Origin of the sequence: Pantoea sp. B270 (assembly GCF_018726825.1) — a bacterium.
Lineage (GTDB): Bacteria > Pseudomonadota > Gammaproteobacteria > Enterobacterales > Enterobacteriaceae > Pantoea > Pantoea dispersa.
The window spans coordinates 1,735,093-1,755,184 of the sequence record NZ_JAHCSX010000001.1; the positions used below are offsets into that span (position 1 = coordinate 1,735,093).

At 59.3% G+C, this 20,092-nt stretch carries 20 protein-coding genes; 9 read left to right on the forward strand and 11 right to left on the reverse strand.

Annotated elements, in window-relative coordinates; all coding sequences use genetic code 11:
- Window positions 1–8: 8 nt before the first annotated feature.
- Window positions 9–674 (reverse strand): GTP cyclohydrolase I FolE, encoded by a 666-nt coding sequence (gene folE, locus KOL70_RS08355; RefSeq protein WP_215480499.1) that lies wholly within the window; start codon window positions 672–674, stop codon window positions 9–11.
- 124 nt (window positions 675–798) lie between these two features.
- The gene (locus tag KOL70_RS08360) at window positions 799–1,929 is read right to left on the reverse strand and encodes a YbfB/YjiJ family MFS transporter (RefSeq protein WP_127834345.1); all 1,131 of its coding nucleotides are present in this window, start codon (window positions 1,927–1,929) and stop codon (window positions 799–801) included.
- Window positions 1,930–2,032: 103 nt separating this feature from the next.
- Between KOL70_RS08360 and KOL70_RS08365 the strand changes: the two genes are divergently transcribed.
- From KOL70_RS08365 to fghA, 3 genes are read left to right on the forward strand one after another with little or no spacing between them, the layout of a single operon-like run.
- Window positions 2,033–2,944: a LysR family transcriptional regulator gene (locus KOL70_RS08365; RefSeq protein WP_058757258.1), complete on the forward strand. Its 912-nt coding sequence runs from the start codon at window positions 2,033–2,035 to the stop codon at window positions 2,942–2,944.
- Window positions 2,945–2,989: 45 nt separating this feature from the next.
- A complete protein-coding gene (locus KOL70_RS08370) occupies window positions 2,990–4,114 on the forward strand; it encodes an S-(hydroxymethyl)glutathione dehydrogenase/class III alcohol dehydrogenase (protein ID WP_152390648.1) in 1,125 nt (374 codons plus the stop codon).
- A 12-nt stretch (window positions 4,115–4,126) separates the two neighbouring features.
- Window positions 4,127–4,969, forward strand: a complete 843-nt coding sequence (gene fghA, locus KOL70_RS08375; protein WP_021509275.1) for an S-formylglutathione hydrolase — start codon at window positions 4,127–4,129, stop codon at window positions 4,967–4,969.
- Between the two features lie 47 nt (window positions 4,970–5,016).
- On the opposite strand, the gene KOL70_RS08380 is transcribed toward fghA, so the two are convergent.
- From KOL70_RS08380 to KOL70_RS08400, 5 genes are all read right to left on the reverse strand, one after another.
- Window positions 5,017–5,805, reverse strand: coding sequence for an ABC transporter ATP-binding protein (locus KOL70_RS08380; protein ID WP_021509274.1), 789 nt, complete (start codon window positions 5,803–5,805; stop codon window positions 5,017–5,019).
- Entirely contained in the window at window positions 5,805–6,884 is a 1,080-nt protein-coding gene (locus KOL70_RS08385) for an iron ABC transporter permease (protein WP_058757255.1), read from the reverse strand. The genes KOL70_RS08380 and KOL70_RS08385 overlap by 1 nt, the downstream gene beginning before the upstream one ends.
- A 270-nt stretch (window positions 6,885–7,154) precedes the next feature.
- Window positions 7,155–8,621 carry an amino acid permease gene (locus KOL70_RS08390; RefSeq protein WP_021509272.1) on the reverse strand — a complete coding sequence of 489 codons (1,467 nt, stop codon included), beginning with the start codon at window positions 8,619–8,621 and terminating at the stop codon, window positions 7,155–7,157.
- A gap of 136 nt (window positions 8,622–8,757) precedes the next feature.
- Entirely contained in the window at window positions 8,758–9,624 is an 867-nt protein-coding gene (gene yieE / locus KOL70_RS08395) for a DNA-binding transcriptional regulator YeiE (protein ID WP_215480500.1), read from the reverse strand.
- A 9-nt stretch (window positions 9,625–9,633) separates the two neighbouring features.
- Entirely contained in the window at window positions 9,634–10,011 is a 378-nt protein-coding gene (locus KOL70_RS08400; protein WP_058757253.1) for a YkvA family protein, read from the reverse strand.
- A 106-nt stretch (window positions 10,012–10,117) separates the two neighbouring features.
- Here KOL70_RS08400 and KOL70_RS08405 point away from each other — a divergent pair, with 106 nt between their 5' ends.
- Together KOL70_RS08405 and nfo are read left to right on the forward strand one after the other, a co-directional pair.
- Complete coding sequence (locus KOL70_RS08405) at window positions 10,118–11,164, forward strand: YeiH family putative sulfate export transporter (RefSeq protein ID WP_150361310.1); 1,047 nt, start codon at window positions 10,118–10,120, stop codon at window positions 11,162–11,164.
- 56 nt (window positions 11,165–11,220) lie between these two features.
- A complete protein-coding gene (gene nfo, locus KOL70_RS08410; protein ID WP_058775787.1) occupies window positions 11,221–12,066 on the forward strand; it encodes a deoxyribonuclease IV in 846 nt (281 codons plus the stop codon).
- Window positions 12,067–12,136: 70 nt separating this feature from the next.
- Here the strand turns inward: nfo and fruA are convergent, their stop codons facing one another.
- From fruA to KOL70_RS08430, 4 genes are all read right to left on the reverse strand, one after another.
- On the reverse strand, window positions 12,137–13,834 hold the full coding sequence (gene fruA, locus KOL70_RS08415) for a PTS fructose transporter subunit IIBC (protein ID WP_215480501.1): 1,698 nt from the start codon (window positions 13,832–13,834) through the stop codon (window positions 12,137–12,139).
- 16 nt (window positions 13,835–13,850) lie between these two features.
- On the reverse strand, window positions 13,851–14,789 hold the full coding sequence (gene fruK, locus KOL70_RS08420) for a 1-phosphofructokinase (protein WP_021509266.1): 939 nt from the start codon (window positions 14,787–14,789) through the stop codon (window positions 13,851–13,853).
- Window positions 14,786–15,916 (reverse strand): fused PTS fructose transporter subunit IIA/HPr protein, encoded by a 1,131-nt coding sequence (gene fruB / locus KOL70_RS08425; RefSeq protein WP_058769932.1) that lies wholly within the window; start codon window positions 15,914–15,916, stop codon window positions 14,786–14,788. Before fruB ends, fruK begins: the two co-directional genes overlap by 4 nt.
- A 277-nt stretch (window positions 15,917–16,193) precedes the next feature.
- Window positions 16,194–16,448 carry a YkgJ family cysteine cluster protein gene (locus KOL70_RS08430; protein ID WP_058757250.1) on the reverse strand — a complete coding sequence of 85 codons (255 nt, stop codon included), beginning with the start codon at window positions 16,446–16,448 and terminating at the stop codon, window positions 16,194–16,196.
- A gap of 152 nt (window positions 16,449–16,600) precedes the next feature.
- Here KOL70_RS08430 and yeiP point away from each other — a divergent pair, with 152 nt between their 5' ends.
- From yeiP to mepS, 4 genes are all read left to right on the forward strand, one after another.
- Window positions 16,601–17,173 carry an elongation factor P-like protein YeiP gene (gene yeiP / locus KOL70_RS08435; protein ID WP_031280049.1) on the forward strand — a complete coding sequence of 191 codons (573 nt, stop codon included), beginning with the start codon at window positions 16,601–16,603 and terminating at the stop codon, window positions 17,171–17,173.
- A 99-nt stretch (window positions 17,174–17,272) separates the two neighbouring features.
- On the forward strand, window positions 17,273–18,247 hold the full coding sequence (locus tag KOL70_RS08440; protein WP_058769931.1) for a GTP-binding protein: 975 nt from the start codon (window positions 17,273–17,275) through the stop codon (window positions 18,245–18,247).
- Window positions 18,248–18,293: 46 nt separating this feature from the next.
- Window positions 18,294–19,001, forward strand: coding sequence for a phosphatase PAP2 family protein (locus KOL70_RS08445; protein WP_031280048.1), 708 nt, complete (start codon window positions 18,294–18,296; stop codon window positions 18,999–19,001).
- A 514-nt stretch (window positions 19,002–19,515) separates the two neighbouring features.
- Entirely contained in the window at window positions 19,516–20,091 is a 576-nt protein-coding gene (mepS, locus tag KOL70_RS08450; RefSeq protein WP_031280047.1) for a bifunctional murein DD-endopeptidase/murein LD-carboxypeptidase, read from the forward strand.
- Window position 20,092: the final 1 nt, after the last annotated feature.

The following is a 20,092-nucleotide window of genomic DNA, read 5'->3' on the forward strand; positions in this document are numbered from 1 at the left end:
CGCGCTGCTTAGCTGTGGCGTACCGCGCGCAGAAACTCCTGACGCGTGTTCTGGCTCGATTTGAACAATCCGCCGAGTGAAGTGGTGGTGGTCGCGCTGGTCGCATCTTTGACGCCGCGCGCTTTCACGCAGTAGTGCACCGCATCGATCGACACCGCCACGTTATTGGTGCCCAGCAGGGTTTGCAGCGCCACCAGCACCTGCTGGGTTAAACGCTCCTGCACCTGCGGACGCTGGGCGAAGAACTGTACGATACGATTAATCTTCGACAGGCCAATCACCTTGTCTTTAGGGATATAGGCCACGGTGGCTTTGCCGTCGATGATCACGAAGTGGTGTTCACAGGTGCTGGTCAGGGTGATATCACGCACGGTGACCATTTCATCCACCTTCATCTTGTTTTCGATGACGGTGATTTTCGGGAAGTTGGCGTAATCCAGACCTGAAAAGATTTCGTCGACGTACATCCTGGCGATGCGGTGCGGCGTCTCCATCAGGCTGTCGTCTTCCAGGTCCAGATTCAGCAGCTGCATAATCTGGGTCATGTGGCCGGCGATCTCGCGCTTGCGTGACGCGTCGTCCATGTCGCGCACCGGGGCGCGTAATGGCGTTTCCAGGCCACGCGCCAGCAGTGCTTCGTGAACCAGGGCGGCTTCCTGACTTAAGGTGCTCATCGTACTCTTCTCCGGCAGGTGATGCGCCCGCAGGTCTGCGCCTGCGGGGGAAATTCTGAGCGCGTATTGTGAAACACAATGCGCGCTTAATCCAGCAATCAATCCGATTGGAAATGAAAGCGTTTCAGGTGGGCGATCGCCGCATCACCAGCGCCCCCGCCAGCAGCAAACCACCGCCGGCCACCCACAGCGCCGGATCGAGCCGGTGCCACAGCAGGCTGGAAATCCAGGACAGCAGCGGCCCACCGAGCTGTCCGATGGCATAACCGGTCGTGAGCAGGCCGGCGAGATAGCGCGCGTGGTGCGGCGCCAGCTCCCGGCTGTACTGCAGCGACAGCTGCACCACGCAGAGAAAGCCGCCGCCAATCAGCAGCGCCGCCAGCAACAGACCGTTGATGCCCGGCAGTACGATGGCGGCGATCACGCCCAGCGCCTGCGCCCACAGCACCAGCGCCAGCCGCCGATGGCTGCTGCCCCAGTGGCGCGTCACGATCCCCAGCACGATGCCGATCACCGCCGCCCCGCCAAACACCGGCCAGACAAACTGCGCAAAAGCGCTATCAGGGAAGCGCGCCGCCGCCATTTGCGACAGGAAGGTGGCGGGCAGAATATAGCCAAAGCCAGCGAGGCTGTAGCTGAGGATCAGGCGCTTCAGGTCACGCGTCAGCAGCAGCGGTGCGGCGGCCTGTTGCGGACGATGCAGCTGTCCGCTGCGCGGCAGGAAACGCGCAATCGCGGCAATTAGCAGAAGCGCCAGCACACCATATGCCGCCCAGGCAAACGCCGCGCTCACGCCGCTGGCGTGCAGCAGTACCGCCAGCATGCCGCTGATGAAGATGCCGGTGCCGGGACCGGCAAACACCGCTGCCGACAGGCCCGGCCGGCCGTGATGCAGCAGTTGCTCATTGCTCCATGCTGCCACCAGCACCATTGCCCAGCCGCTGGCGACGCCGATCAGAAAACGCACCACCGCATGCAGCCACGGCCCGCTGATACAGGCGGACAGCAACGTCAGCGCGACGGCACCCCAGACACCCAGCTGCAGCCGCCACTCCACGCGCCGCTGCGCGCGCATCGCGTCAAACGATCCGGCCAGATAACCGAGATAGTTCAGCGCCGCGACCAGGCTGGCGCTGGCGAGCGTGAGCTGATCGTCGTGAATCATCAGCGGCACCTGCGGGGTAAACGCAAATCGCCCAATCCCCATTGCAACCACTAAACTTAAAAACGCGCTAAGCGCGACTCGCCACGCCATTCTGACTCCGGATCGATTGGATTATCACTTGTCAGCAGCATGCATGACGTTTAGACTCACGAAAAGTGAATAATATTAACCAAGTTGTTTACGAGAAGAGAATATGGATTTAGTACAGCTCCGCATGTTCTGTTCCGTGGCCGAAACCGGCTCACTGGCGCGCGCCGCCGAAATGCTGCATCGCGTGCCGTCTAATCTCACCACGCGACTGCGACAGCTGGAAGAAGAAATCGGCGTCGATCTGTTTATTCGTGAGAAGCAGCGCATTCGTTTGTCGCCGATGGGCCACAATTTCCTCAATTATGCGCAGCGTATTCTGGCATTGAGCGACGAGGCGCTGAACATGGCGCGCGCCGGTGAACCCGGTGGTAACTTTGCCTTCGGTTCGATGGAGAGCACCGCCGCCACCCGCCTGCCGGGATTGCTGGCCGCCTATCATCAGCGCTTCCCCAACGTCGCGCTGTCGCTGGTGACCGGCACCTCAGGCGATATCATCGATAAAGTGCGCGCCGGCACGCTGGCGGCGGCGCTGGTGGACGGTCCGGCCAGTCATGACGACCTGAATGGCTGCATCGCCTTTCGTGAAGAGATGGTGCTGATCACCAGCCTCGAACACGCGCCGATTCACAGCGCCCGCGATACGCAGGGCGATACGCTGTTTGCCTTTGGCAACAGCTGCTCGTACCGCACCCGGCTGGAGTCCTGGTATCGCGACAGCCAGAGCGCACCGCACAGCGTTATGGAGATTCAGTCTTATCACGCCATGGTCGCCTGCGTAGCCGGTGGTGGCGGCGTGGCAATGATTCCCGCCTCGGTGCTGGCGCAGATGCCGGCCCGCGCGCGCGTGCAGCAGCACAGCCTGCCGCCGACCTGGCGCGACACGGCCACCTGGCTGATGTGGCGCCGCGACGCCTTTACGCCCAACGTTGAGGCGCTGAAGTATCTGATTATTGAAATGTTTGATGACCGCCCGCTCAACGATGAACTGCTGCATCCGCTGCAGGCCGCTGAGTAAGCGTTATTTTTTATCCAATCACGACATCACAGGAAGAGGGATTGCATGAACATGATTAAAACCCGCGCGGCCGTGGCCTGGGCTGCTGGCGAACCGCTGAAGATTGAAGAAGTGGATCTGATGCCGCCACAGAAAGGGGAAGTGCTGGTGCGCATCGTTGCCACCGGCGTGTGCCATACCGATGCTTACACCCTGTCAGGTAAAGATCCGGAAGGCGTATTCCCGGCGATCCTCGGTCACGAAGGTGGCGGCGTGGTTGAAGCGGTGGGCGAAGGCGTTACCAGCGTGGCGGTCGGCGATCACGTGATCCCGCTGTACACGCCAGAGTGCGGCAAGTGTAAATTCTGTCTCTCCGGCAAAACCAACCTGTGTCAGGCAATCCGCACCACGCAGGGCAAAGGGCTGATGCCCGACGGCACCACCCGCTTCTTCAAAGACGGCAAGCCAATCTTCCATTACATGGGCACCTCGACCTTCTCTGAGTACACCGTCGTACCGGAAATCTCCCTGGCGAAAATCAGCAAAGAAGCGCCGCTGGAAGAAGTGTGCCTGCTCGGCTGTGGCGTAACCACCGGCATGGGCGCGGTGATGAATACCGCCAAAGTGAAAGAAGGCGACACCGTGGCGATTTTCGGCCTCGGCGGTATTGGCCTGTCGGCGATCATTGGGGCGAAAATGGCGAAGGCCGGTCGCATCATCGGTATTGATATCAATACCAGCAAGTTTGACCTGGCGCGCAAACTGGGCGCGACCGACCTGGTTAATCCGAAAGATTTTTCCAAGCCAATTCAGGAGGTTATCGTCGAGATGACCGACGGCGGCGTGGACTTCTCGTTTGAGTGTATCGGTAACGTCAACGTGATGCGCTCCGCGCTGGAGTGCTGCCATAAAGGCTGGGGCGAATCAGTGATTATCGGCGTTGCCGGTGCCGGCGAAGAGATTTCTACCCGGCCGTTCCAGCTGGTTACCGGTCGCGTATGGCGCGGGTCGGCGTTTGGCGGCGTGAAAGGACGCACTCAGCTGCCAGGCATCGTGCAGGATTACCTCGACGGTAAGTTTGCGCTGAATGATTTCATCACCCACACCATGCCGCTGGAAGAGATCAACGAGGCATTTGAGCTGATGCATGAAGGCAAATCGATCCGTTCCGTGGTGCATTTTAATAAGTAAGCAGGAGGCGACATGGCATCCACTCTGGAGCTGCTGGAAGAACACCGTATTTTTGGCGGCTGGCAGCAGCGCTGGCGTCATCAGTCGGCCGTGCTCAACTGCCCGATGACGTTCAGCATTTTTCTGCCACCGCCGCGCGACGACGCGCCGCCGCCGGTGGTGTGGTTTCTCGCCGGGCTGACCTGCAACGATGAGAACTTCACCACCAAAGCCGGTGCGCAGCGCGTGGCGGCCGAACTCGGTCTGGTGCTGATTATGCCGGACACCAGTCCGCGCGGCGATGCAGTGGCCAATGACAGCGGGTACGATCTGGGCCAGGGTGCCGGGTTTTATCTCAACGCCACGCAGCAACCGTGGGCGGCACATTATCGCATGTTCGATTATCTCAGCGAGGAGCTGCCGGCACTGGTGGCGGATAACTTCAAGCTGAGCGATCGCCAGTCGGTAATGGGGCATTCGATGGGCGGCCACGGCGCGCTGGTGCTGGCGCTGCGCCTCGGCGGGCGCTTTGCGTCGGCGTCCGCGTTTGCGCCAATCGTCAATCCGACCGAAGTGCCGTGGGGACAGAAAGCCTTTGCCGCCTATCTGGGCGACGATCGCCAGACGTGGCGCGAGTGGGATAGCTGCCTGCTGATGCAGAACGCTGAACATCGCCTGCCGGTGCTGATCGATCAGGGCGATAGCGATCAGTTCCTCGCCGATCAGCTACGCCCGGAGCGGCTGGAAGCAGTGGCGCGCGAGCAGAACTTCCCGCTGGAGCTGCGTATCCAGCCGGGGTATGACCACAGCTACTTCTTTATCGCCAGCTTTGTGGAGGACCATCTGCGGTTCCACGCGCAGCATTTACTGGCGTAGTGCACTTTTCTGCCCCTCTGATGCTGAGGGGCAGAACGTGTCTGGCGTCAGGCCAGCGATTCCGCCACCAGCCCATCAATCATTACCTGCGGCATGCCCTGTGAGCAGTGCTCAATGCGGCCGCGCACGCCATACACCTGCGCCAGCGTCTCCGGCGTAATCACCTGCGACGGCACACCGTCGGCCAGCAGTTGCCCCTGCTTCAGCATCAGCGCGTGATCGGCATGACGCAGCGCGATATTGATGTCATGCACCACCACCACCGTCACCATGTTGCGCAGCCGGGTTTCGCGCCGCACCAAATCCATCACGTGGAACTGATAATTCAAATCCAGCGCGCTGAGCGGTTCATCCAGCAGCAGCAGTTCCGGACGGCGAATCAGCGACTGCGCCAGCCCGACCAGCTGCTTCTGGCCACCGGACAGCTGATCGAGATAACGCATCGCCAGGTGGGCAATGCCCAGCTGCTCCAGCAGGTGCATGATTTCCGCTTCACTGGCGGCGCTGTGTAATCCACCGGAGGCACGCTGCGCCACGATGATCGACTCCAGCACGTGCAGATGCACACCGGCTGGCAGCGTCTGCGGCAGATAGACCACGCGCTGCGCGCGCCGGGCAAACGGCTGGCTCATCAGCTCTTCACCGTTGAGCCACAGCTCGCCCTGCCCTTTGCTCAGACCGGCCAGCGCGCGCAGCAGCGTCGATTTGCCGCAGCCGTTGGGCCCCAGCAGCACGGTGATTTTGCCGCGTGGCAGCTGCGTGACATTGAGATCGTCGATGACGTTCCGCTTCGGGTAACCGGCGTAAAAGTGGCTGACGCGTAAGCCCTGCTCCATCACACTGTCCCCCGATGCCGCAGAATAATGCTGAGAAAGAACGGCACGCCCACCAGCGAGGTGACGATGCCGACCGGAATGATGACGCCGGGGATGAGGTTTTTCGAGGCCACCGACGCCAGCGACAGCACCAGCGCGCCGGTCAGCGCACTGGCCGGCAGATAGTAGCGGTGATCTTCACCAAACATCATGCGCGCAATGTGCGGCGCGACCAGGCCGATAAAGCCGATCGGGCCGACGAATGCCACCGCCAGCGCTGAGAGAATGCTGATGCGCAACAGCGTCGCCAGCCGCAGACGCCGCACATCAATGCCGAAGCTCACCGCGCGATCTTCACCCAGGCGCAGCGCCGTGAGTTTCCAGCTGCTGAGCATCGAGAACGGCAGCAGGATGGCAAAGGCGGCGCTCAGCACGCCCAGTTTTTCCCATGAGGCACGCGCCAGACTGCCCATGGTCCAGAACACCAGGCCCTGCAGCGTATCTTCGCTGGCGATGAACTGCATCATCGAAACCAGGGCGTTAAAGGTGAACACCAGCGCGATGCCAAACAGCACCACGCCGGAGGTTGAGACTTTGGTCCAGCGCGTGATGCCATCCAGCATCAGCGCGGCAAACAAGGCGAAGACAAAGGCATTGGCGGAGATCAGCCACTGGTCCGGCACGCCGGGAATACCGATGCCGAGAATGATTGCCAGCGCGGCACCAAACGCCGCTGCCGACGAGACGCCGAGCGTAAACGGGCTGGCCAGCGGGTTATTGAGGATGGTCTGCATTTCAGCGCCGGCGAGGCCGAGTGAGAAGCCGACCACCACCGCCATCAGCGCATACGGCAGACGGATGTCCCAGACGATCACGCGCGTGCCGGCGTCCACCGCTGCGGGATGGAGCAGCGTTTGCCACAGCGTGTCGAGCGTCAGGCCGGCCGGGCCAAGGGTGAAATCGAGGATAACTGAAGCGAGGATCGCCAGCACCAGCACACCAATCAGCAGCAGTCGCTGACGCAGAACCTGACGATAACGGGTCAGGGTATCGGCTTCGGTGCCATGTTCCGCCACCAGCGCGGAGTCCGTACTACGCATTGTTCTACCTGTTTCCTGTCGCCTTATAACGGCTGCCACAATAGAGCAGGTGATAATAATTATCAATGCTGTCTCTGTAACAAAGCCCGAATGGTTTGCGCCAGGTTTGCATAGCGTAATAAATCGCAAAAAAAACGCGGCCGGGGCCGCGTTGTCATGCATTACTGCCTGTTTGCCAGCGCAATAAATTGCGCCGCTACAGAGGGTTGCACCGGTTTGTAGCGGCGCGATTCATCGCGCAAAAACGCCTTCAGGCCGCGTTGTCAGGCATTACTGCTTAAAGGAAGGGAATTCCATCTCGCTGTATTTCACGAAGCGGGTGCCGCGCGTCAGCTTATAGCCCAGCCAGATCACCAGGAACAGCGGAATGCCGATATAGGTTGCGGCTACGCCGTACCAGTCGATGCGATCGGCGAGGAATGCCTGATAATTCTGCCCCAGCGTAATGATCAGACACAGCGCGAACGCAAACATCGGACCCAGGGGGAAGAAGCCGGAGCGGTAAGGCAGATCGGCCAGATTCAGCCCCTGCGCCACATAGCCGCGGCGAAAGCGATAATGGCTGATAGCAATGCCGAGCCAGGCGATAAAGCCGGTCATCCCTGACGTATTCAGCAGCCACAGGTACACTTCCTGATTGCCAAATTTCGAGGTCAGGAAGCACAGCGCTGCCACCACCGTGGTCGCCAGCAGGGCATTGCGCGGTACGCCACCTTTCGACAGTTTCGCAAAAATGCGCGGTGCCTTGCCTTCCTGCGCCAGGTTAAACAGCATACGCGTTGAGGCGTACATGCCGGAGTTACCCGCCGACAGCACCGCCGTCAGGATCACCGCGTTCATCACCGCCGCCGCGGACAGCAGACCGGCATTCTGGAACACCAGCGTGAACGGGCTGACGCTGATATCGGTGACATCGTTATGCAACAGCTGCGGATCGGTATACGGCAGAATCAGGCTGATGATCAGGATCGCGAACACATAGAACAGCAGAATGCGCCAGAACACCTGGCGCACCGCGCGCGGGATATTCTTCGCCGGGTCTTCTGATTCACCGGCGGCAATTCCGATCAGTTCGGTGCCCTGGAAGGAGAAGCCGACAATCATCGCCACGCCAATCATCGCCGCAAACCCGCCGGCAAACGGCGCATCTCCCACCGTCCAGTTATGCCAGCCAGCATTTTCCGCGCCACGCAGAATGCCGGTAATCATCAGCACACCGACCACAATAAAGATGATGACGGTGGCGACTTTGATCAGTGAGAACCAGTATTCCGCCTCGCCGAAGCCTTTGACCGAAATGTAGTTGAGCAGGAACATCAGACCGAGGAACAGCGCGCTCCAGATCCAGCCTGGCGTGTCCGGGAACCAGTAGTTCATCACCAGCTGTGAGGCGACGAGGTCAACGGCGATGGTCACCGCCCAGTTGTACCAGTAGTTCCAGCCCAGCGCGAAGCCGAAGCCCTCTTCGACATATTTAGCGCCGTAGGTGGCAAAGGAACCGGAGACCGGCATAAACGCCGCCAGTTCGCCGAGGCTGGTCATCAGGAAGTAGACCATCAGGCCGATCAGCGCGTAGGAGAGTAACGCACCGCCAGGACCCGCCTGAGAGATAGTGGCACCCGAGGCGACAAACAGGCCGGTGCCGATGGAACCGCCAATGGCGATCATGGTGAGATGGCGCGCTTTTAATTCACGGCGCAGCCCAGGTTGTTGTGTTGTTTTTGAGTCATTATGCATGTGTAAACGCTATGCTGGATAAAAATAAGGCGCGATTGTAGCAGCAAAGCCTGCACTGTATAGCATTCGCCTCGGGTTATTAGTTACCTTCATAATCGGCCGGGAATTATTAGCCACAGCACAGGGGAGACTGCGGCTATTCCCGGCAATAGGCGAGAAAGCGGCTCAGCGCTTTCGACAGATGTTTCTGCCGGTGATGGATGCGATACAGGGCGCGCGTCAGGCGCGGCAGCGGCACCGGCACTTCCGTCAGCGTGCCCGCCTCCAGCAAATCGGTAATCACCCGGCGCGATAAGCAGCTGATGCCCATGCCGTGGCGCACCGCGTGTTTAATCGCCTCCGAGTTGCCCAACTCCATCCCCAGCTGAAACTGCGGCAGGTGCGACAGCAGCAGGTAATCGACAATCTCACGCGTACCGGAACCGCGCTCGCGCAGGATCCACGGCGCAGCGGCCAGCGTCTCCAGCGTCACCGGCTGCCGTAACAGCGGCGCATCCGGCGCGGCGAACACCACCAGTTCATCTTCCAGCCACGGTTCGCTGATGATATCCGGCTCATGGCACGGCCCTTCAATCAGGCCAATGTCGACGCGAAAATCGGCCACCGCATTGATGGCGTCCTGGCTGTTGCCAACGCTCAGCTCCAGCGGCAGCATGGGAAAATCGCGGCGATACGCGGCGATCATCCCCGGCAGCAGATAGTTGCCGATGGTGCTGCTGGCAAACAGGCGAATCGCTCCGTTGTCCTCTTTAAACAGCTGTTCGATCTCAATCGCCTGCTCCAGCAGCCCGACCGCACGCGGATAGAGCAGCCGGCCGTGCTCGTTGAGCACCAGCCGTTTGCCGACGCGGTCAAACAGCTGTACGCCGAGCTGACTTTCCAGATCGGCCAGAGCCGCGCTGACCGCCGACTGCGACAGCGCCAGCACCTGTGAGGCCTGCGTGGTGGAGCCGCTTTTCAGCACCTCGGTAAACACTTCAATCTGACGCAGCGTAATGTGCATGCGTGCTCCTTACATGGCGTACCGCTTCACCAGATAGATCACCACCGCCAGCCAGATCAGCAGCATCAGAATCAGGCCGCTCCAGCTGACGATCTTTTTGCCGCGCGCCCGTTGCACCTCGGCGCGTTCGGCGCTGCTGATGCGCACGTCGCGCGGCAGCAGACGCAGCAGGATCATCACGCCAAGCGGGATGATAATCGCGTCATCCAGCAGGCCAATAATCGGGATGAAGTCCGGAATCAGATCGATGGGGCTGAGCGCATAAGCGACGATGCCAAACGCCAGCAGCTTAAACCACCACGGCGTACGCGGATCGCGACAGGCAAACCACAGCGTCAGCACGTCCCGTTTGATGAGCTTCGCCCAGCGGCGCAAGCGCATGAACATTGTTGCCCTTCCTTATCACTTATTCCGGTTGATTATAAATATATTATCAATTTCACTTTTAAGCCAGCCAGGCGCACGCTAAAGCCTCACTGAGGAGAAGCGTATTATGGCTGAACTAAGCGTCAACAAAACCCCTTTTCATGTTCATCGCTGGCTGCCGGGACTGCTGCTGACCGCCGCCATCGCCGCAGGTGCCGCGTGGCTGGCCAGTCAGCCGTGGCTGGCGGGCGCGGGATTCGGCGCGCTGACGCTGGCCATCATTATCGGCATCGTGCTGGGTAATAGCCTATATCCCCGCGTTGCGACCCCGTGCGACAGTGGGGTGCTGCTGGCCAAACAGCGACTGCTGCGACTCGGCATCATTCTTTACGGCTTCCGCATCACCGTGCAGCAGATCGCCGATGTCGGCGTCAGCGGCGTGCTGATTGATGTGCTGGTGCTAAGCTCAACCTTTCTGATCACCTGCCTGATCGGCATCCGTGTACTGAAAATGGATCGCGAAACCGTGTGGCTGATTGGTGCCGGCAGCAGCATCTGCGGTGCGGCAGCGGTGCTGGCAAGTGAACCGGTGATCAAAGCCGCACCGTCGAAAGTGGCGGTCGCGGTGGCCACCGTGGTGCTGTTTGGCACCGTCGGCATTGTGCTGTACCCGTTTCTCTGGACGCTGCTGCCGCAGGTCAGCGCGCAGCACTTTGGCGTCTTTACCGGCTCGACGCTACACGAAGTGGCGCAGGTGGTGGCGGCTGGCCATGCGATGGGCGCGGAAACGGAGAACACGGCGGTGATCGCCAAGATGCTGCGGGTGATGATGCTGGCACCGTTTCTGCTAATCCTCGGCAGCTGGCTGCAGCGCCAGCGCAGCCACCAGCGTCAGGCACAGCAGCCGATCCGCTTTCCGTGGTTTGCCCTGTTGTTTATTGTGGTGGCGCTGTTTAACTCGCTGCACCTGCTGCCACCGCCGGTGGTGTCGGGACTGAATCAGCTGGCGAATCTGCTGCTGGCGATGGCGATGGCGGCGCTGGGCTTAACCACCCGTTTCGGCGCGCTGAAGCAGGCGGGCGTCAAACCGCTGCTGCTTGGTCTGCTGATGTTTATCTGGCTGATTCTTGGCGGCGGCGCACTGAATGTGCTGGTGCAACATTTCATGGCGTAAGCGCATCCGCTATCATGGGCGTTTTGCATCAGCAATCGCCCATTCAGGAGAGCGGCATGAAATATATCGGCGCACACGTAAGCGCATCCGGCGGCGTAGACCAGGCAGTGATCCGGGCCCATGAAATCGAAGCCACAGCCTTTGCGCTGTTCACTAAAAATCAGCGCCAGTGGAAAGCCGCGCCGCTCTCTGCGCAGGTGATCGACGCTTTTAAAACCGCCTGCGATCAATACAACTTTAGCGCCGCGCAAATCCTGCCGCACGACAGCTATCTGATTAACCTCGGTCACCCGGTGATGGACGCGCTGGAGAAATCGCGCGAGGCGTTTATCGATGAGATGCAGCGCGCCGAACAGCTTGGTCTGACGCTGCTCAACTTCCATCCCGGCAGCCACCTGCAGCAGATTGATGAAGATGCCTGCCTGAAGCGCATCGCCGAGTCGATCAACATTGCGCTGGATAAAACCCACAACGTGGTAGCGGTGATTGAGAATACCGCCGGTCAGGGCAGCAACCTCGGTTTCCGCTTTGAACACCTCGCGGCGATTATTGACCACGTCGAGGATAAGTCGCGCGTCGGCGTATGCATCGACACCTGCCATGCCTTCGCTGGCGGATATGATTTACGCAGCGAAGCCGCCTGTGAAGCTACCTTTGCCGAGTTTGAGCGCGTGGTGGGCTTTCAGTATCTGCGCGGTATGCACCTTAACGATGCCAAAAGCACGCTCGGCAGCCGCGTGGATCGCCATCACAGCCTCGGCGAGGGCAACATTGGCAAGACCGCGTTTAGCTGGCTGATGAAGGATGCGCGTTTTGACGGTATCCCGATGATTCTCGAAACCATCAATCCGGATATCTGGAAGGATGAAATTGCCTGGCTGAAGGCCGAGCAGCAGGCGTAACGGGTTTCACCGGGGCCTGTCGCCAATAAAAAAAGGGAGCCGCGGCTCCCTTTGTTGTTCCTGGCTGCCGTTACGCGGCTTTAACCAGTTCCTCTTCCGGACGTTTCAGAATCGCATAGCCCAGACCCGCAATCAGCGTACCAATCACAATCGCCAGCAGGTAACCCAGTACCGGCGTAATGGCGCCTGGAATCAGCAGGACGAACAGCCCGCCGTGCGGCGCCATCAGTTTGGCACCCATCGCCATGGAGATCGCACCGGTCACTGCGCCACCCACGATACAGCATGGCAACACGCGCATCGGATCACGCGCCGCAAACGGAATGGCACCTTCGGAGATAAAGCACAGGCCGAGTACCAGCGCGGCTTTACCGCCCTCCTGCTGACCTTTATTGAACTTACGACGCGCTACCAGCGTTGCCAGCCCCATCGCCAGCGGTGGCACCATACCGGCCGCCATGATCGCGGCCATCGGCGCGTAGGTTTGCGAACTCAGCAGACCGACACCAAACGCGTAAGCCACTTTGTTCACCGGACCGCCCATGTCGGTACACATCATGCCGCCCAGAATCGCGCCCAGCAGGACCGCGTTAGCAGTGCCCATGTTCGCCAGCCAGCTGGTCAGGCCGCTCATGATGCCGGCAACCGGTTTGCCTACCACGTAAATCATCAGCAGGCCGGTAATCAGACTGGCCACCAGCGGAATGATCAGAATCGGCTTCAGCGCTTCCATACTTTGCGGCAGCTTCACTTTGCTGCTCAGTAGTTTCGCGGCGTAACCGGCGATGAAACCGGCGATAATGCCGCCAAGGAAACCGGCGTTGATGCTGGTGGCAATCATGCCGCCAATCAGACCCGGCGTCAGGCCCGGACGGTCAGCAATCGAGAAGGCGATAAAGCCCGCCAGCACCGGCACCATCAGCGCAAAGGCGCTGCCGCCACCGATCTGCATCAGCGCCGCGGCTAAGGTGCCCTGCTCTTTAAACGCGGTAATCCCAAAGGCGAATGACAGCGCAATGCTCAGACCGCCGGCGACCACCATCGGCAGCATATAAGATACGCCGGTCAGCAGATGCCGATAGGCACCGGCTTTCTCTTTGCTGTCGCTCTGGCTGGCTGCCGCCTGGTTGCCGGAAGGCTGCCAGACTTTGGCTTCCGCCTGCGCTTTATCCAGCTCCTGTGCGGTTTTCTTCAGCGCCAGACTGGTGGAGGTGCGGTACATCGGCTTGCCGGCAAATTTCGCCAGGTCAACGTCGATATCCGCCGCAACGATCACCAGATCGGCCGCAGCCACTTCTTCCGGGGTGATCGGGTTGCCAGCGCCGACTGAGCCGCGGGTTTCCACTTTTACCCACCAGCCGCGCTTACTGGCTTCCGCCTCAATCGCCTCGGCTGCCATGAAGGTGTGCGCCACGCCGGTCGGACAGGCGGTGACGGCCACAATACGTTTCTGCCCGGTGCTCTGCGCCGGTGCACTTGCCGCCGGGGTTGCCGCAGCCGGCTGCCACGGTTGCGCCGCATCTTTAGCCAGCGCCAGCGCCGCCTGCGGATCGCGCAGCGCCTGCTGCACGTCCACGAGGGCAACGGACTTGCCGGCGAGCTGCGCGTTGTCGGTAACCTGCTGGCCAATCACCAGCACCAGTTCGGCGTCCGCGGCGCTGTCGACCAGCGTCAGTCCCGCCTGCCCTGCCGCCGCCTGCAGACGTTCCGAGGCTAAATGGCCTGATGCCAGGCCGAGTGACGAATCTTTTATCAGCAGCGTTTTCATTATCGCTCTCCTGCTGTTAGTTAACGGGTTGTAAGTCGACGCGCGCCATCATCGCGGCCAACTGGGTACGATCGGTCACGCCGACGTTGCTCTGGCTGACGGCCATGGCCGCCACCGCCGTCGCCAGACGCAGCGTGTGTTCACTGGATTCCCGCATCAGCAGGCCATAAATCAGGCCGCCAACCATCGAATCTCCGGCGCCTACGGTGCTGACCACTTCACACGCAGGCGGTTTGGCGATCCATTCGCCAGAGGCATTGACCCACAGCGCGCCTTCCGCACCGAGGGAGATCACCACGTGGGCAATGCCCTGCTCGCGCAGCTGGTGCGCGGCGTCAATCACATCCTGCAGCGTCGGCAGCTTGCGGCCGGCCCAGATCTCCAGCTCGCGGCGATTGGGTTTTACCAGCCACGGTGCCGCTTTCAGACCGGCCACCAGCGCTTCACGGCTGCTGTCAAAAATGATGCATGGGCAGTGGGTGCGCAGATCGCTCATCCATTTGGTGAACGCGTCCGGCGCAACGCCGGCTGGCAGGCTGCCGCTGACGCACACCATATCGAACTGGCCCAGCCAGGTCAGCGAGTCGGCGGTGAAGCGGTCCCAGTCCTGTGGCGTGACGTCAAAGCCCGAGAAATTGAGGTCGGTGACGTCGCCGTCTTTTTCCGTTAGCTTAACGTTAATGCGGGTACGGCCCTGCACCACCTGAAAACGGTTAGCGATGCCGAGTTCGCTGAACAGCTGCTGAAAGCCGTCCTGATTCTCTTTGCCGAGGAAGCCGCCGACGGTGACGTCGATACCGAGATCTTTCAGCACTTTGGCGACATTGATGCCTTTACCCGCAGCGTGCAGCCCGGTGGTTTTGACCAGGTTAACTTCGCCGCGCTCGATCTCCGGCGTGTAGCCGACCAGATCGTACGCCGGGTTCAGGGTGATAGTGGCAACGCGACGACTCATGCTGCCCCCTCGCCCAGACCGCTATTAATGGCTTCTTCGATAGCGTGCAGTGCCTGCTGCGCATCGTCACCGCTGGCGGTGAAACGCAGACGATGGCCTTTCTTCACGCCCAGCGCGACCACCTTCATCAGACTGCGCCCATTAGCCGGCTTACCGCTGCCGTCGAGATTGGTCACGGTGATATCACTGTTGAACTGCTTGATCACGCTCACCAGCGCGGTGCCCGGACGCGCATGCAGACCGTGCTCGTTGCGGATGGTGAATTCCGCGGTTAAGACGTCCGCAGCTTCATCAACTTCGCTGGTCAGCAGCGCGAGAATACCTGCCGCGTCCGCCTTCAGAAGGCGTTCAGCCTGCTTGTTCAGCAGCAGATTGCTGAGGTAGCCCAGCACCTCAAGCGGGCGCTGATCGGTGGCGGCGACCGTCAGCAGCAGCGCTACCGGTTCGCCCTGATGTGTCAGCGGCGTCGCGCTGCGGCTCACTGCCACCGCGCTGTTGAGGTTGCCGTGCGTGCTGTCGCTCAGCCAGATGCCCTGACCGAGGCTGAGCGGCGCGTGCGAGACAACGTCCGCGACAAAGCTGGCGTCAACGGCACCGGCCGCCTGCAGACGACCGGCGTTCAGCGCCTGCAGCGTCATCAGATCGCTGGCGGCCACGTCAGTGGCGATCAGCGACGTATCGAACTGGAATTCAGCGGCCTGCTTTTCACCCATCAGCAGCGCGCGCAGCTCTTCAGCAGAGGCAGATTTCAGCTGCTCCGCGATGCTGTCATCGCTTAATACGTGGGTCAGCTGGCGCAGCAGCGCGAGGTGCTCGTCAGATTTGGCGGCAATGCCGATGGCGACGTACGCTGTCTGGCCATCACCCCAGTCCACGCCCTGCGGGAACTGATAAACCTGCACGCCGGTTTTCAGCACCAGATCGCGGGTATCGGTGGTGCCGTGCGGAATGGCGATGCCGTTGCCGAGAAAAGTGGTGGTTTGCTGTTCGCGCGCCAGCATGCCGTCGACGTAGCCTTCGGCCACATTTCCGGCCGCGGTAAGCGCAGCGGCAACCTGACGAATGGCCTGTTCTTTATCGGACGCGCTGGCGCCGGTGTGAATGGCCTGAACTTCGAGCTGGAACATATTTCTCCTCGCTTGCTGAAAGTGAATCGTTTCAGCCTGATGGCGAAAAAATACGCTGTGCGACACGGACTTAGCCGGGAGGACAACGCTGAAACGTTTCAGGGAATATGGTACAGCACCCGATTACAGGCAAGAAAATGCGCAATCGGCGTAGCAGATTTTTGATGCTCCGCACACTTCGCGGCGGATTTAGGATTTTTCACAGCGGGCGCGCTGACGCGTTGCTGTAACGCGGCGCCTGTGACGATCGTGCTGTTCAGCTCGCGTCAGCTTAAACTCAGGGCGCGGTATCCGCTTCCAGCTGCAGCAGGTAGATCATGGCGTCGGCACGGCTGTTGCCGCACATCTCCGCCTGTGGCTGTAAACCGGCACACACCGCCGGACGCAGCGGCGAACCAAAGATTTTGCAGCGCTGCTGTTCGTCAAGCTGAACGCAGCGGGTATTGGCCGGTTTGCCGTCAGGCATACCCGGAATGGGGGAAGAGATGGAGGGGGCTGTGCAGCAGGCACCGCACTGGTCTCGACATAACATCATGCGCTCCTGCAAAGATTAGCGGCCGACAATAGCAGTCTGCACCGCGGAATTCTATGCGCGACCAACAATTTTCACCGGCCTCACTTGCCTGTTTTTCACCGCGCGAGTAAGTTGGCGCGCATCTACCTGGTTATAGCGAGTCAAGCATTATGCCAAAGGCAAACGAAATCAAAAAAGGAATGGCCGTCACCTGGAACGGTAAACTGTTGCTGGTGAAGGATATCGATGTCCAGAGCCCAAGCGCGCGCGGTGCCGCCACGCTGTACAAGATGCGTTTCACCGATGTGCGCACCGGCCTGAAAGTTGAAGAGCGCTTCAAGGGTGACGACATTATTGATGCCATCCAGCTCAGCCGCCGCGCGGTGACCTTCTCATACATCGACGGCGACGAATACGTGTTTATGGATGACGAAGATTACACGCCGTACAGCTTTAAAAAAGATCAGATCGAAGAAGAGCTGCTGTTTATTCCGGAAGGCGGTATTCCCGGTATCCAGGTGCTCACCATGGATGGTCAGGTGCTGGCGCTGGAACTGCCGCAGACGGTAGACATGGAGATTGTTGATACCTCACCTGGCATCAAAGGGGCATCCGCCAGCGCACGCACCAAACCGGCGGGCATGAGCACCGGGCTGTCGATTCAGGTGCCGGAGTACCTGAGCAATGGCGATCGCATCCGTATCCATATTGCCGAGCGTCGTTATATGGGACGCGCCGATTAAGCGCACGATTTTCTCCGGCGGCGGTTGATTGTTATAGTATAACAACAGCCTGCGCGCCGGATGCGGTTGTCCGGCGCGGCTATTTTAACGGAGTAAATCATGACGCGCGTGAACCTGATTACCGGTTTTCTCGGTAGCGGTAAAACCACCACCCTGTTACATCTGCTGGCGCACAAACCGGCCAATGAAAAGTGGGCCATTCTGGTCAACGAGTTTGGCGAGATCGGCATTGACGGCGCCCTGCTCGCCGACCGCGGCGCCACGCTGAAAGAGATCCCCGGCGGCTGCATGTGCTGTGTTAACGGCCTGCCGCTGCAGGTTGGGCTGAATATGCTGCTGAAGCAGACTCAGCCGGACCGCCTGATTATCGAACCCACCGGCCTTGGCCATCCCAAACAGTTACTGAATATGCTGCGCGCAGCGGTATATCAGCCGTGGATCCGCGTGGACGCCACGCTGACGCTGCTCGATCCGCGTCAGTTAGCCGATACGCGCGTCACGGAGAATGAAAACTTTCGCGACCAGCTGATCGCCGCAGACATCATCATCGCCAACAAGAGCGACAAATGGGATGCGGAAGATCGTCAGCGGCTGGCGAGCTGGCAGCAGCAGCATTTGGGCGACCGTCAACTGGTGGAAGCCAGCTGGGGCAACATTGATCCGGCGTTGCTGAGTCAGCCGGCATTGGCGGATCGTGCGGTACCCGATGCCGCGCATCATCATCATTCGTCACGCCCGCAGGGGCTGGCGGCGCTGAAACTGGAAGGCGAAGCGCGCTGGCGTCGTGCGTTAAATGAAGGTCAGGGCTATGCTTCCTGTGGCTGGATTTTCGATGGTGACACGGTGTTCGATACCATTCCGGCTTTAGAGTGGGCGCGGCTTGCGCCGGTGGATCGCGTGAAAGGCGTGCTGCGTACCGCTGACGGTCTGGTCAGCATTAACCGTCAGGGCGAAGACCTGTTCATCGAAACGCGCCCGGTCACGCCGCCGGATAGCCGTATCGAATTGATCCACCATCAGGCCGCCGACTGGAATGCCTTGCAGACTGCCCTGTTGAAGATTCGTTTAAATTAGCTGCGGTAGGTTTGCCCGTTATTTTTTTTCTTTTTGAGTTACTTTTATGCGCACTTCTCGTTTGATCACCATCCTGCTGCTGAATGCGCTGGGTGTGATGCTATTTATGTCGTGGTATCTGCCGCCGGAGCACGGGTTCTGGTTCGCTCTCGACAAAGGCATCTTTTTTGGCTTTAACGACCAGATGGTCGACCATCACGGCTTTGCGCTGCTGGTGGCGATTACCAATTTCCGCGGTTTTGACGCGGTGTCACTGCTGGCGATGGGCCTGCTCTATCTGTGGTTCTGGCGCCGCGAAACGCCGCAGGGCCGACGTCGTATGCTGGCGATTGGTATCACCATGCTGCTGACGGCGGTGATTCTTAACCAGCTGGGCCACCTGCTGCCGGTTAAGCATGCCAGCCCGACGCTGTTCTTTGATAACGTGCATCGCGTCAGTGAACTGACCGGCATTCCGGCAAAAGATGCATCCCGAGACAGCTTCCCCGGCGACCACGGCATGATGCTGATTATCTTCGCCTGCTTTATGTGGCGCTATTTCGGCTTCCGCGCCTTCCTGATGGGCCTGCTGATTGTGGTGCTCTTTTCCCTGCCGCGCGTAATGGCAGGCGCACACTGGTTTACCGATATCGCGGTTGGTTCGCTGTCGGTGGTGCTGGTGGGCCTGAGCTGGTGGTTATTAACACCGGCCAGCGACAAACTGGTGAACTGGCTCTATCGTTCGCTGCCCGGAAAATATAAACCCCAGGCGTAATAGTTTAGCGCGGGCGATTATTCACTGTTTTTAAGATCGCCTGCGCTTATTTAATCCTGCAATAAATTATTAGCAAACTAAGCGTTTTCTGATAAAAGAAAAACCTATGCGTCAAATCGTCTGACAATGGCGTTATTCCTGGCCTGTCCAGTCAGAACCCTCTTAAAATCTCCCTTAGCGCCAGAATTAGCCGCTGTTCCTGCCGTTAATTGACGCTTAAATCGCTACCAGTTGTTGATAAAGTAACCGTTGTGTTACAGATTGATTTCACATCAAAAAAACCTATAAAAATTTATATAAAAGCACTCGCCACGCGGTCTGTAATCGGTTAACCTCAACTCCGATTACTACCGTGCAGCATAAAATTCGGTACCTTAAGCAACAAAAATGTGTGCATTAACACATTTTAGTAATTAAGGAATTGTCTTAGAGGGTCGCACTTATTAATCTCAACCCGTTTTGTCATCTGGCTGGCGACATTCTGTCGTAAGGACATCGAAGGAAAACACGTACAATGGTCAAGTCTCAACCAATTCTGAGATACCTCAGGCGGATTATTCCCGCAGTAGCATTAGCAACCCTCTTATCGGCATGTAGCAGTACCCATAACGGTCAGAACGCGAATAACGAGAATCATGAAGTTAACAACCAGAATGGTTTTTTACTTCAGGCGTCTCAGGACGAATTTGAACAAATGGTGCAGAACGTGGACGTTAAGTCCCGCATCATGGAGCAGTACAGTGACTGGAAAGGTGTGCGTTATCGCTTAGGCGGCGACACCAAACGCGGCATTGACTGTTCTGCTTTTGTTCAGCGCACCTTTCGCGAACAGTTTGGTTTAGAGCTGCCGCGTTCCACATCGGAACAGCAGGACAGCGGTAAAGAGATTTCACGCAGTAAACTGCGTCCGGGTGATTTAGTGCTGTTCCGCGCCGGCTCCACCGGTCGCCATGTCGGCATCTATCTCGGCAACGACAATTTTGTACACGCGTCTACCAGCAGCGGCGTGATGATTTCCAGCCTTAACGACAGTTACTGGAAAAACCGCTACCGCGAAGCGCGTCGGGTACTGGCAAAAAACCCCAGTTAAC